The 13,271-nt window shown below is 42.2% G+C and carries 13 protein-coding genes; 6 read left to right on the top strand and 7 right to left on the bottom strand.

Going from position 1 to position 13,271, the window contains the following annotated elements; all coding sequences use genetic code 11:
* Positions 1 to 21 precede the first annotated feature (21 nt).
* The 7 genes from BKK48_RS02380 to efp form a co-directional block, all read right to left on the bottom strand.
* Positions 22 to 894 carry a DMT family transporter gene (locus tag BKK48_RS02380; protein WP_077426609.1) on the bottom strand — a complete coding sequence of 291 codons (873 nt, stop codon included), beginning with the start codon at positions 892 to 894 and terminating at the stop codon, positions 22 to 24.
* A gap of 114 nt (positions 895 to 1,008) precedes the next feature.
* The gene (gene panF / locus BKK48_RS02375) at positions 1,009 to 2,475 is read right to left on the bottom strand and encodes a sodium/pantothenate symporter (RefSeq protein ID WP_077426608.1); all 1,467 of its coding nucleotides are present in this window, start codon (positions 2,473 to 2,475) and stop codon (positions 1,009 to 1,011) included.
* Entirely contained in the window at positions 2,472 to 2,729 is a 258-nt protein-coding gene (locus BKK48_RS02370) for a YhdT family protein (protein ID WP_077426607.1), read from the bottom strand. Before BKK48_RS02370 ends, panF begins: the two co-directional genes overlap by 4 nt.
* Positions 2,730 to 2,740: 11 nt before the next feature.
* Positions 2,741 to 4,174 (bottom strand): surface lipoprotein assembly modifier, encoded by a 1,434-nt coding sequence (locus BKK48_RS02365; protein WP_077426606.1) that lies wholly within the window; start codon positions 4,172 to 4,174, stop codon positions 2,741 to 2,743.
* A 72-nt stretch (positions 4,175 to 4,246) separates the two neighbouring features.
* Entirely contained in the window at positions 4,247 to 4,858 is a 612-nt protein-coding gene (locus BKK48_RS02360) for a transferrin-binding protein-like solute binding protein (protein WP_077426605.1), read from the bottom strand.
* Positions 4,859 to 4,946: 88 nt separating this feature from the next.
* Positions 4,947 to 5,159, bottom strand: a complete 213-nt coding sequence (locus tag BKK48_RS02355) for a hypothetical protein (RefSeq protein WP_077426604.1) — start codon at positions 5,157 to 5,159, stop codon at positions 4,947 to 4,949.
* A gap of 292 nt (positions 5,160 to 5,451) precedes the next feature.
* Positions 5,452 to 6,018 (bottom strand): elongation factor P, encoded by a 567-nt coding sequence (gene efp, locus BKK48_RS02350; protein WP_077426603.1) that lies wholly within the window; start codon positions 6,016 to 6,018, stop codon positions 5,452 to 5,454.
* A 34-nt stretch (positions 6,019 to 6,052) separates the two neighbouring features.
* Between efp and epmB the strand changes: the two genes are divergently transcribed.
* The 6 genes from epmB (at position 6,053) to relA (ending at position 13,268) form a co-directional block, all read left to right on the top strand.
* Positions 6,053 to 7,069: an EF-P beta-lysylation protein EpmB gene (epmB, locus tag BKK48_RS02345; RefSeq protein WP_077426602.1), complete on the top strand. Its 1,017-nt coding sequence runs from the start codon at positions 6,053 to 6,055 to the stop codon at positions 7,067 to 7,069.
* Between the two features lie 91 nt (positions 7,070 to 7,160).
* On the top strand, positions 7,161 to 8,474 hold the full coding sequence (gene oapA / locus BKK48_RS02340) for an opacity-associated protein OapA (RefSeq protein ID WP_077426601.1): 1,314 nt from the start codon (positions 7,161 to 7,163) through the stop codon (positions 8,472 to 8,474).
* A gap of 48 nt (positions 8,475 to 8,522) precedes the next feature.
* On the top strand, positions 8,523 to 8,927 hold the full coding sequence (locus BKK48_RS02335) for an MliC family protein (RefSeq protein ID WP_077426600.1): 405 nt from the start codon (positions 8,523 to 8,525) through the stop codon (positions 8,925 to 8,927).
* Between the two features lie 3 nt (positions 8,928 to 8,930).
* On the top strand, positions 8,931 to 9,641 hold the full coding sequence (recO, locus tag BKK48_RS02330; RefSeq protein WP_077426599.1) for a DNA repair protein RecO: 711 nt from the start codon (positions 8,931 to 8,933) through the stop codon (positions 9,639 to 9,641).
* Positions 9,641 to 10,957 carry a 23S rRNA (uracil(1939)-C(5))-methyltransferase RlmD gene (rlmD, locus tag BKK48_RS02325; protein WP_077426598.1) on the top strand — a complete coding sequence of 439 codons (1,317 nt, stop codon included), beginning with the start codon at positions 9,641 to 9,643 and terminating at the stop codon, positions 10,955 to 10,957. The genes recO and rlmD overlap by 1 nt, the downstream gene beginning before the upstream one ends.
* 79 nt (positions 10,958 to 11,036) lie before the next feature.
* On the top strand, positions 11,037 to 13,268 hold the full coding sequence (gene relA, locus BKK48_RS02320; protein WP_077426597.1) for a GTP diphosphokinase: 2,232 nt from the start codon (positions 11,037 to 11,039) through the stop codon (positions 13,266 to 13,268).
* Positions 13,269 to 13,271 lie beyond the last annotated feature (3 nt).

The raw sequence follows: 13,271 nt of genomic DNA, 5'->3' as shown, positions 1-13,271 counted from the left end.
TTTCCTAAATGAGAAGGGGCATTATACCGATTTTTTCAATAATTTCGGCAGTAAGGTTGAGCCTAGGGTGGCAAACATAATCATTACGATGCCGACTAGGGTAGAAAATGAAAGGGTTTCACCCAGTAGAACGACGGCAAATAAAATACCGAATAACGGCTCAAGGGAAACTAAAATGCCGGAAAGATTGGCATTTACCGTATTTAAGCCTTTATTCCATAGCCAATAGGCCAGCCAACTGCAACCGATGGCGAGATAAAATAACCCGATAATGCCGTATCCATTGAGGTTAACTTCCCAAGTTTCAGTTAGTAGGAAGGTGAATGGCAAAGTCGTTATTGTTCCCAATACAATGGTTGCCGAGGTATAAGCCTGGGTAGAGATTTTTGCAATGACGGATTGTGTCCAACGTAATACACAGGCGAAAATGATGCCGGCAGCTAACACTAATAAACAGCCGAATAGGCTAATTTCATTAATTCCTTCATTGTGTTGTCCGCCGTTGATCATCACCGCCACCCCGAAAAAGGCGAAAGCACCGAAGAGCCAATGAAACCATTTTGCCTTGTCTTTAAAAAAGAAATGCCCCACAAACACAACGAGTAAAGGCTCAAGCCCAATCATCGTAACAGCACTGGAAGCTGAGGTATATTTCAAACCGATAAATTGTAGTAAGAAAACCGCTGTATAATTAAAAAAGGCGAGCCACCACAACTGTTTTCTCATCCCTTTATCAATTTTCTTCCAACGGCGTAGAAAAAGCGGAAAAACAAAAATCATTGCAATAATTAACCGCACTTGCACCACGAGGACAGGATCCATCATTGAATAAGTGAATTTTGCGGCAATTAATGAACTGCTCCAAAGCAGCAGTGCGATAATTTGATAGAGCATGATTTTTATTTCATTGTGAAGACACACTTTCTGTGTCTGGTAATAACCTATTAAACAATTTAATCTTATTCCGGATACCTGTAGAGCACCCTAACACATCATACCAGTTAACACCTAAAGTGCGGTTATTTTTTCTGCTGTTTTTCCACTGTTTTTTCCACTACGGCTCTCGCCCCATTTATTCCCCACCAAAAATGCGATTAAACCGAAGATCAATGCCGGTACGATTTGATGGAAGCCTAAGAGCTTGATATTAAATTGGGTAAGCCAAACATAGCTGCTTAACCCCACCATCATTGAGCTTAATGCACCATAAGCATTGGCTTTATCCCAATAAATCCCCAACAAAATAACCCATAAAAAAGCCGCCTCTAATCCACCAAAAGCGAATAAATTGAGCCAAATGATCATCTCAGGCGGATTGAGCGCTGCCAAAATTAAAAGTGCGGTCAAAATGAGCGTAATAATTGAAGAAAAGACACTGATTTTTTTCTCATTTTTTGCCGCATTCGGTTTGGCGGCAAGATATAAATCTTTAATAAAAATTGACGATGATTGAATAAGTTGCGCATCAATGGTGGACATAATGGCAGACATGGGGGCAGCTAAGAAAATGCCTGCCACAATCGGTGGCAGCACCTGCAACATGAGGGTAGGAATCACCTGATCCGCAATGGTTAAATCCGGTATAATCGCCCGCCCTAATGCCCCGGCTAAATGCATTCCGAACATAATAAAGGAAAGCACCATGGTACCAATTAGCATGCCACGATGTAAGGCTTTACTATCTTTGAATGCCATGGCACGCACTGCAGTGTGTGGCAATCCCACCACACCAAAACAGACCAACACCCAAAAGGAGGCCATGAATTGAAAACCGAGCATTTCATTCGGGCCATAAGGACTGACTAATGCCGGATCAATTTCCGTTAATTTATTGACCGCACTTTCCACGCCGCCAAGGGCATAGATTGTACCACCAAGTAAAATAACCGTACCAATAATCATCACCGTTCCTTGAATGGTGTCGGTGAGTACCACCGCACGAAAACCACCAATAAAGGTATAAATCCCCACGGTAAAGGCAAACAGTAAAAGCGCTTGTGTGTAAGAAATCCCAATGGTGGTTTCAAGTAATCTTGCCCCACCGATAAATTGCACCGTCATTGCCGCAAAGAAGGCGAGTAACAACGCTAGACTAGAAAGCCAAACGAGATATTTGTTTTTATAACGATAAAGAAACAGATCATTAAGCGTGAGCGCATGGGTTTCCCGTGAAAGGAGGGCAAATTTTTTGCCTAATACGCCCAAAGCAAGCCACACCGCCGGCACTTGGATCATGGCAAGCAATACCCAACCTAATCCATATTTATAAGCCGCCCCCGGCCCACCGACAAAAGAACTTGCACTGGCATAGGTGGACGCCGTTGTCATAGCCAGAACGAAACCTGTCATCGAACGGTTGCCCACATAATATTCCGTTAAAAAATCCCCTTTGGTTCGTTTCACATAAGCATAGATCGCCGCACCAAATACAAAGGCAAGATAGAGAATTAAAGGAAAAATAATACCAAGGTTCACCGGCTATCTCCTTTATCCTCAATATCTAAGGAAATATCCAGATAAACAATTTTAACCACCCAATAACCGACAACGCAAAACAAAATCGGTAAGTAAATGCAGGAAAGCTCAAACCAAAGGGGAAAACCAATAGGCCCTTGGGTTTCTTTCGGTAAGTAAGCACACAAACACCAGCCAACCACATATAACAGGGTAAGCCCAAATGCCCATTTTGCTTCCTTAGCGGCTTGTTTGTACCGTTGTGTGAGCGTCATCAAAAATCTCCTTAAAAGGTTTTGCTCATTTCTAAATAAACACGGCTTTTATCATAACGATAAAAGGGATGATTGCTGTTTATTTTTTGATAAGTCCAAGTTATTTTTGGCGTTATTCCCCAAAAATAAACATCACGATGCCATAAAGTGACGGAAGTAAAATATTCATCATTTTTCTGACGAATTTGAAAAAAATCAATATCTTTATAAGTTCGTCTTGCATAAGCAAGGGTTAAACGGGAAGAAATTCCCCACGGCCATTCTTGCCCCCAAGTAAGACGCATATTCTTGCGTTGGTAGGCATTATCTCGATCTCTCGTATTTTCACGGTTGTAATCGAGCCCTGCCAGCCAATATTGCCCGCTCTTTGGAACATAAAGCAGGCTGTTGGACCAAAGATAATTATTGCCATTGAGATGTTTTCGCCAATCATAACGCTGTTCGCCATACTCAAGTGCGGTCGAAATTTGCCATTTTTCATTGAGCCAATAATTTGCCTCTAATCGTAGCCCAGAATTTTTTGAATATTGTTTTAATGAATTACTGCCCGATGAACCACCGCCATACCAACGTTTTTCCATAAAGGGCATAAGTGAGGTTTCAAAACGTGCAGTTTGATAACCTACCCCAGTCCCCACACGAAAGGTGAATTCATTGTATTTTTTGTTATTCCAAAAATATCGCCCTTGGCCTTCAAATTGCAGTTTGGTGTAGAGATTATTCGCCCAAGACCATTTTTTCTCTGCATTTAAAGCGTAGGAAAAACCCTGCGCACTTTCTTTTTCCCAAGCATTCCAATTGCCAATTTTTGTGCCGGATTTAGGCGCGTTATTGATGTTTGATTCATTTAAATAACTCACCCCCCCGTTCACTTTCCATTGGTTTCGTTTGTTTAAAGCCGAGAGATATTCATCAATCACAACCACCATTTCAGGGGAAATATTTTCGGCACGCAGTTTTTGGAATTGGTCTTTTGCTGCTTCATTGTCATTATTTAGAAAGAGTACTTGGGCTAGTTGATAACGCAATGGAAGAATATCGGAATGTTGGCTAAAAAGCGAACGATAACGTTGTACTGCTTGCCCAGTATCACCCTGTCGGCGGGCGTAAATTGCTTTCGCCCATTCAAATAGTACAGGATCTTTTTCAGGCAAATTTTGATAAAGCGGTAGCAATAATTCCACCACTTCGCCGTTGTTTTGCAACACTGCCGGAACCATTCCTCGAACGATTAAATCAGGATATTGAGCTAATTGTTCTTTGGTTACTGAAAGGATCGATTTTTCTTCTTTTGCGACATTTGGTACTTGTTCGTTGAGTTTTGGTGCGGCGACCTGAAGGCGATCATGGGTTAAGTCATTTTTCGATTGTGCTATTTCAGCTTGCACAACGGCAGAAAATACGACACCCAATAGCGAGGCTAATAAAGTTTTCGTCAATTTCATTTTGTATTATATCAGGATAGAAATAAAGCAAGCGCAATGCTTGCTTTATTAAATGAGCGTAAGGAGGAAAAATTATTTTTTTTGCGCGCCATACACACCAAGGTAGGTTTCTTTAGGATTGATGTAACTACCTATTAGTTCACCGGCATTATCACCGTAGAATCGCCCCTCTGTTATCGTCCCCGCTGAACTTTCACCGAAGAATTGATTACCATTGATGTCAGCGGAAATATCAATAACGTTATTACTCTTAGTGGTTAAGTGACCTGATAAGGTTTTATCTGAGAAGTTAGCCGTAAATTTAGCTTTTGTTTGAACAAAATCATCAATGATGCCTTTGTCTGTACTAGAGTAAGTATGAACGCCAATACCTTCATAAGTCGCAGATCCGGAGGTTGGCATATTGTTTGTCAGGTTTACACCGTAAGCGACCAAATATTGATTTTGCAAGTCTTTATCGGCGACAAAACCCAAACGAGTAGTTTGACCTCCACCCACATAACGAAATTTTGTTGCATCAATAATCGTTGAAATTGAACCATAGACATTCAGTGGTATAAGTGTAATAGATTTACCTTCAACATTAATCACATTGAAATTATCTTCAGAAGATGCTGTCGTAAATAGTTCTTGAACATTACCCTCCGCCTTAGGGATTAAGTATCCTGCAGGTCGCTTATCCACCGAATGAGCAGGCGCCTCTACCCGTGTTAATGGTTGTACTGGCTTAGATGGTTGTGGTTCAGTAGAATTGGCGTTTTGATCGTTTTTTTCATCCGGTTGTGGGTGGGGGCGCTTCAGGATTTACTACGTCCGGTTGTTGTGCCGGTTGTGAAGGTTCAACGTTTGATTGATTCGGCTGTGTTGGCGTTATTGGTTGCGGATCACTGTTACTTCCTCCCCCACTACTTCCACAAGCTGAAATCATTAATGCGGCGAGTGTTGTTAAACTAAATTTAACTAATGTCTTTTTTATTCGTGTCATAAAGGCTCCTTACTTAATTGTTAATCATTGGCAAATCGGCAGTATAGCCTAATGAATCACCTTTGTTAAGCAAATAACCTTCTTAGATTTAAAATCCTTTATAAAGTAAAAGAGCGGTCAGAAATCCACAAGATTTTTTTCGGTATTATGCAGCAGTTTCACAACGTTGCTTTTTTGTTATCTTGTAGGGGCACACTGCGTGTGTCCCTACGTTCTATTAAAATTTCTATTTTTGTGCATTTGCGACATAATATCGTTTTTTTGACCGCGCTTTTTTCGTTAATAATGGCGATTATTTTACACGAGAAACATATTCGCCTGAACGGGTATCCACTTTAATCACTTCGCCGATTTGGACGAACAGAGGCACTTTGACTACCGCACCGGTACTGAGGGTTGCCGGTTTACCGCCGGTACCTGCCGTGTCGCCTTTTAAGCCAGGGTCGGTATCGACAATTTCTAATTCAACAAAGTTGGGTGGTGTCACGGTGATAGGTGAACCATTCCATAAAGTAACGATACAATCAGCCTGGTCTAACAACCATTTTTCAGCCTCCCCTACGGCTTTTGCATCGGCGGAATATTGTTCAAAAGTTTCCGGATGCATGAAATACCAAAACGCTTCGTCTTTGTATGAATAGGTTAAGTTGAGATCCATCACATCAGCGGCTTCAACAGACGTTCCGGATTTGAAGTTCACATCCAACACTTTGCCTGAAATGAGTTTGCGAATACGGGTGCGGGTAAATGCTTGACCTTTTCCCGGTTTAACGAATTCATTTTCAATAATCACGCAAGGCTCGCCGTCTTGCATAAATTTTAGACCCGGTTTGAAATCACTGGTAGTATATGTAGCCATATTAAATATCCTAAAAATAGAAATGGTTTGAAAAGTGCGTATTTTAACTCAAGACCCCACCATTAGAGAAGAACAAAATTGGCTCCCTATTCTAAAAAATGCCATTTCCGACCCTCGTTTATTACTCCGTCAATTAAATTTATCAGAACAAGATTTTGCGCCCTCATTCAATGCCCGTAGGCTTTTCGCCCTTCGAGTGCCTCAACCTTTTGTGGATAAAATAGAAAAAGGTAACCCAAAAGATCCCCTTTTCTTACAAGTGATGTGTTCGGATTTGGAATTTGTGCAAGCGGAGGGGTTTTCGCCTGATCCCCTCGAAGAACAAGAGGCCAATGCCGTTCCCAATATTTTGCATAAATATCAAAATCGCCTTTTATTTATGGTGAAGGGGGGGTGCGCCATCAATTGTCGCTATTGTTTCCGCCGCCATTTTCCCTATGATGAAAACCCAAGCAATAAAAGAAGCTGGCAACAGGCATTAGATTACATTGCCGAACATAGCGAAATCGAAGAGGTGATTTTCTCCGGCGGTGATCCCTTAATGGCGAAAGATCAGGAATTGGCTTGGTTGATAAAACAGCTTGAAAATCTACCGCACTTACAACGGTTGCGTATCCACACCCGTTTACCGATTGTTATCCCCCAACGTATTACCGATCCCCTTTGTCATATTTTGGCCGAAACCCCTTTACAAACGGTGATGGTCACCCATATTAATCACCCTAATGAAATTGATGATCTTTTAGCCGAGGCGATGAAAAAACTCCGTCATGCGGGAGTTACATTGCTTAACCAATCGGTGTTGCTGAAAGGTGTTAATGATGATGCGCAAGTGTTAAAAAAACTCAGTGATCAATTATTTCGCATTGGGATTTTACCCTATTACCTGCATTTGCTAGACAAAGTGCAAGGGGCAAGCCATTTTCTTGTGAGCGATACGGACGCCCACGCCATTTATAAAACCTTACAATCCCTCACTTCCGGTTATTTAGTGCCTAAATTAGCCCGTGAGATCGCAGGTGAACCAAATAAGACTTTATACGCCGAATAAGATCCGATAAAATATGCCGGATTTTTTCACCGCACTTTTGTCGTGGTGAGATCAAAAGAATAATTATTAAATGAGGCAATCTGTGAATTCTATGAATAACAATCAATCAAACGATAACCAATCACAAAATGAACTTGATCTCGGGCTCAATCAAGCGGATTCAATTACGCCAAGAAAACCGATCCAATCAAGTGAATCATTCTTTGATAAAGCAAAAGGATTATTTGGGCGTAAAGATCAACCTGAAACGCAATTTCATGTGCGTAAAGAACCGACTTTTGGTGAAAGTTCGACACAAGAAACCGCTCAATCCTCCCACTTAGCGTTTACTACGGAATTAAAAACCACTGCTGAAAATGTAACGCAAACAACTATTGAAAAAGTTGAAGACCAAGTAGAAGAACTTAAAGAAAGCGTGGTTTCAACCACTGAGCAGGCCAAAGAAACCTTAGCCGGTGGGGCTGCTGCCGTAGCAACGGCATTAAAACGCCCTGAAAAATGGAAAATCTTACAAATTTTACCGGAAAAACACCGTCGTCTTTTTATTGCGATTTTGGCGTTAGTGTTGCTGTTAATCCTCTTTTTCGCCTTAAAACCGAATTCGGATACGGTGGAATCCTTTGAGCTACAAAACAGCAATGAAATTCCGGTGCAATTCCAATCCTTAGATCAATCACAACCCATTGAAACCACGGTGTTAGATAATATTCCTGCGCCACAAGAAACGGCACCGGTTGCTGAGCCACAAGCCAATGCTTCAGCAGAACCCGGCAAAATGGAATATATGGGCGATGCACAAAAAGATGCGCCAAAACAGCAGGAAAGCGTTGTGGCAGCACCTTCTGTACAACCTGAAACCCTCCCTATTGCTCCGGTTAGTCCACAACCGGCCAAACAGATTGAAGCCCGTCGTGAAACGGTCAGCCGTGAAACGGCTAAACCGTTTGTACAAGCACCTAAAGTTGTCGAAAAAACCGTTGTGAAACCACAGGTTCAAACGAAACCGGCTCAAGCGAAAAGCGAACAGGTACGACAAGCGCCGGTGAAAGAAGTCAAACCTGTCGAGAAAAAAGCCATAGAGAAAAATGAACGCAAAGTACAAATTGTTGAAGCAAAACCGGCAACCAATGCTGTGAAAACAACCGCCTCCGGTAGCGCAAGCAAAACCTTAACCGTGCCGAAAGGGGTTTCTTTGATGCAGGTGTTCCGTGATAACAATTTGAATATTTCCGATGTGAATGCGATGACCAAAGCCAATGGTGCAGGCAATGCGTTGAGCAGTTTTAAACCGGGCGATAAAGTTCAAGTTTCCTTGAACGGACAAGGGCGAGTCAATGAGCTGCGTTTATCGAACGGAGCAAAATTTGTACGTCAGTCTGACGGTTCATATCAATTCCAAAAATAATTTTAAGGGCGAACATTCGCCCTTTTTGTTTCCTTTCGGTGGAGGATTATGCTAAAGAAAACATTATTTATTTCGACCGCACTTTTACTGAGCGGTTGCAGCCAAAGCCCTTTATTAAATGAACCGCCTCAACAAAAAATGGTGGTACAAAAAGTGGATAAAACCTCTCAAATCGGTTCAGCAAAATTGTATTTTTGCAAAGATGATAAGGAAGTTCGTGTGGTGCACACCACACAGAAACGAAATAAAAAAATGTTAAAACAAGTGTCCATCAGCTTTAATCAAGTTACGGAAAAACTCACCCTGATGATTTCCGAGCGGGGCAATAATTACGGTAATATCCGTTGGACATGGTTTGAACGCAATGATTTTAGCACTTTGAAAACCAGTGTCGGTGAAATTTTAGCAGCGCAATGTCGGCTTAAATCCACCTCCTCATCAACGAGCAAATAAGCGGTGTTAAACGAGCTTCAACGCGGTTTTGTTTTACACCGCCGTCCTTATAGTGAAACCAGTTTGTTAGTCGATCTTTTCACAGAAGAAAGCGGTCGGCTTACCGTCATCGCCAAAGGTGCACGGGCAAAACGCTCAACATGGAAATCCGTTTTACAGCCCTTCACGCCCCTTTTATTGCGCTGGACAGGAAAACGCGGGCTGAAAACCCTCACCAAAGCAGAACCGGCAGCGATGAGTTTACCCTTACAACAAACCTCACTTTATAGTGGTTTTTATGTGAATGAATTGCTCACTCGTGTGATAGAGCCTGAAACGGCCAATCCACAATTATTCCAACATTACCTACAATGTTTAACCCGTTTGGCAACCGAAGCCAATGTCGAACCTTGCTTACGTTTATTTGAATTTAACTTACTTCAAATTTTGGGCTATGGTGTGGATTTTTTACATTGCGCCGGTTCCGGTCAGCCGGTCGATCCAACCATGACTTATCGCTATCGTGAGGAAAAAGGCTTTATTGCCTCTTTGGTGAAAGATAATCTCACCTTTTACGGGCGGGAGCTGATTGCCTTTGCCAATCTTGATTTCTCCGATGAGGCGGTACGTCAAGCGGCTAAGCGTTTTACACGTCAAGCACTCAAACCCTACCTAGGCGATAAACCCTTAAAAAGCCGGGAATTATTCACTCAACAGGTTTTATTTTTAAAATAATGGCACTGCTTTATACTCAACAGAAAAAATCCAATCCACCACAAAAGATCAGCGCAACCATTATCGAGCTGGATTATCAAGGTTTAGGTGTGGCAAAAATTAACGGTAAGACTTGGTTTATCGAAAATGCCTTACCTCAAGAAAAACTAGAAGCGCTCGTTATCGAAGAAAAACGCCAATATGGACGGGCAGTAGCCAAAAAATGGCTTGAAAAAAGCCCCCATAGGGTTTTGCCACCCTGTCCCTATTATGAACGTTGCGGTGGTTGCCAAGCTCAACATATTCCCATCGAAATGCAACGTGAAGCGAAACAATCCGCTCTGTTCAAACGTTTGGTAAAACTTCAGCAAGAGCCTATTGATTTCCAACCAATGATTTGTGGTGAGCCTTGGCAATATCGCCGACGGGTGCGTTTAAGCCTAAAATTTACCCCCAAAACGAAACAAATTGACATGGGGTTTCGCCAGAAAAACACGCATGATTTAATCTCAGTGGCTCGTTGTGAAGTGGTCGAACCTGCTATCAATCATTTACTCCCTAAACTGACCGCACTTTTGAGCGATTATTCCACCCCAAAACAACTTGGACATATTGAATTGGTCGCCGCAGACAATGGCGTGGCGATGTTGTTACGCTATATGGGAAATCTCGCCGAAATTGACCGCACTTTACTCATCCATTTTGCCAAGCAAGAAAATATCATGCTTTTTCTACAAAGTGATGAGGGGATAGAACAACTTTATGGCGAGCCTCCCTATTACCAATTTAGCGATAGCATGAAATTTCATTTTGATATCCAAGATTTTATTCAGGTTAATCGCAAGTTAAATGAGGCCATGGTACAAACTGCCCTAGACTGGCTTGCGCTTCAACCGACCGATCATGTTTTAGATTTATTTTGTGGAATGGGAAATTTCACCCTTCCTCTTGCGAAACGGGTAAAAAGTGCAGTCGGTATTGAAGGTGTGGCTGACATGGCGGAAAAAGCAAAACAAAACGCCGCGCGAAATCAGATCAAGAATATTGAATTTTTTCAAGCTAATCTTGACCAATCTTTTGTTGGGCAGATTTGGGCAAACCAGCCTTTTAATAAGATTTTGCTTGATCCGCCTCGTAGTGGTGCTGCCTTTGCCCTAACCGCATTAAGTGAGCTAAAGGCGGAAAAAATCCTTTATGTTTCATGCAATCCGGCGACATTAGTGCGTGATGCAGAAATATTGCGTGGATTTGGCTACAAAATTGAAAAAAGCGCAGTGGTTGATATGTTCCCCCACACGGGGCATTTGGAATCCATAACGTTATTTTCTACAAAATAAGTGGCTCATTCTGTTACAATGACTGGCTAAAATGGAGTGACAGGATGTTGCTCTTTTCTTCATCAACAAGGGGGGGATTATGGTTGCTGTTCGTGGATCACATTTGTTAAATCCAAAAGATTTTGTGATTGAACCATGGTGTGCTGCGTTAAAACTGACAGAACAAACGGAGAAGCGTCTGATTGAGGCATGGTACTATGTGCGCAATTTGATGGATTCTCACCCTGATGAAATGAAAAATGCCACATTGACAGGCCAATCCGGTGTCGAAATGGTGGAGATTTTGCATGAGCTGAATATGGATGCAGAAAGCCTGATTACCGCGATGCTTTTCCCTATTGTGGCAAATCGGCTGGCAGATTGGGAGAGCTTGAAAGAAGATTTTGGCCCGGAAATCACTAAATTACTGAAAGGCGTGGAAGAGATGGATAATATCCGTCAACTTAATGCCAGCCATTCTGCCAATGCCTTACAAGTGGATAATGTGCGCCGTATGCTCCTTGCCATGGTCGATGATTTCCGCTGTGTAATTATTAAACTTGCCGAACGCATCACCTTTCTGAGAGATGCTGAAAATCGCTGTTCCGAAGAAGAAAAAGTGCTTGCCGCCAAAGAATGCGCCAATATCTACGCCCCTTTAGCAAACCGTTTAGGTATCGGGCAATTAAAATGGGAACTGGAGGATTATTGCTTCCGTTATCTGCACCCCGAACAATATCGTACTATTGCTAAATTACTCCAAGAACGCCGCCTCGACCGTGAGCAATACATTGCCGATTTTGTGCAAGAATTAAGTGGTTATTTGCGTGAAAATATTGAGCAGGTAGAGGTGTATGGCCGCCCAAAACACATTTACAGTATTTGGCGTAAAATGCAGAAAAAACACTTGGAATTTAGCGGGCTCTACGATGTGAGAGCGGTAAGAATTATTGTTCAAAAATTGCAAGATTGTTATACCGCATTAGGCATCGTTCATACCCATTTCAAACATTTACCCAAAGAATTTGACGATTATGTCGCCAATCCAAAACCAAACGGCTATCAATCCATTCATACTGTTGTGTTAGGAAAAGGCGGTAAACCCATTGAAGTGCAAATCCGTACCCAGCAAATGCACGATGATGCAGAACTCGGGGTGGCAGCCCATTGGAAATATAAAGAAGGCACGACAGGTAGCTTATCCGCTTATGAAGAAAAAATCGCTTGGTTGCGTAAATTATTAGCATGGCAGGATGATATTACCGATTCCGGTGAAGTGATGGCGGAATTGCGTAGCCAAGTTTTTGATGATCGGGTCTATGTGTTTACGCCAAAAGGCGAGGTGGTCGATTTGCCAGCCGGTTCAACGCCGCTTGATTTTGCTTATGCTATTCATAGTGAAATCGGTCATCGTTGTATTGGCGCAAAAGTGGGAGGACGTATCGTTCCTTTCACCTACCAATTACAAATGGGTGATCAAATCGATATCATCACCCAGAAAAATCCCAACCCAAGTCGGGATTGGCTTAATCCGAATTTAGGTTTTACCCACACCGCAAAATCCCGCTCAAAAATTCAAGCTTGGTTTAAAAAACAAGATCGTGATAAAAATGTGCCGGCAGGAAAGGAATTGCTGGATAACGAACTTGCCCGTCTAAATCTGAATATCAAGCAAGTCGAGCCTTATGCCCTGCCTCGTTATAACCTCAAAAGCCTCGAGGATCTCTATGCAGGAATTGGCAGTGGTGATATTCGTTTAAATCATTTGGTGAACTTTTTACAAAGTAAACTGATTAAAGTGAGCGCCGAGCAGGCGGACCAAGAAATTCTTCGCCATGTAGCCAATAAAAGTGCGGTCAATTCTCAGCAAAAAAATGCAGAAAAGAACGGCAGTGTGATTGTAGAAGGTGTAGGTAATTTAATGCATCATATTGCCCGTTGCTGCCAGCCTATTCCCGGGGATGCCATTGTGGGATATATCACAATGGGGCGAGGCATTTCTATTCATCGTAGTGATTGTGAACAATTTTTAGAATTGCAAGCCGCCCATCCGGAACGGGTGGTGGAATCCCTTTGGGGAGAAAATTATGCCCGAGGTTTCCATATCAATATTCGTATTATCGCCAGTGATAGAAACGGATTATTACGAGATATCACCACGGTGTTGGCAAATGAAAAAATCAGCGTGTTAGGAGTGGCGAGCCGGGCGGATACCAAAAAACAACTGGCAACCATTGATATGGAAATTGAACTTCACAATGTAGAAAGTTTAAGCAAGATCTTAGCAAGACTTGCCAAATTAGATGATGTGATTGAAGCAAAACGTTTATAGGTA

This window comes from Rodentibacter heidelbergensis (genome assembly GCF_002000125.1).
Classification (GTDB): domain Bacteria; phylum Pseudomonadota; class Gammaproteobacteria; order Enterobacterales; family Pasteurellaceae; genus Rodentibacter; species Rodentibacter heidelbergensis.
The sequence above is the reverse complement of the archived record's forward strand: the minus strand, read 5'-3'. Positions and strand labels throughout refer to the sequence as shown.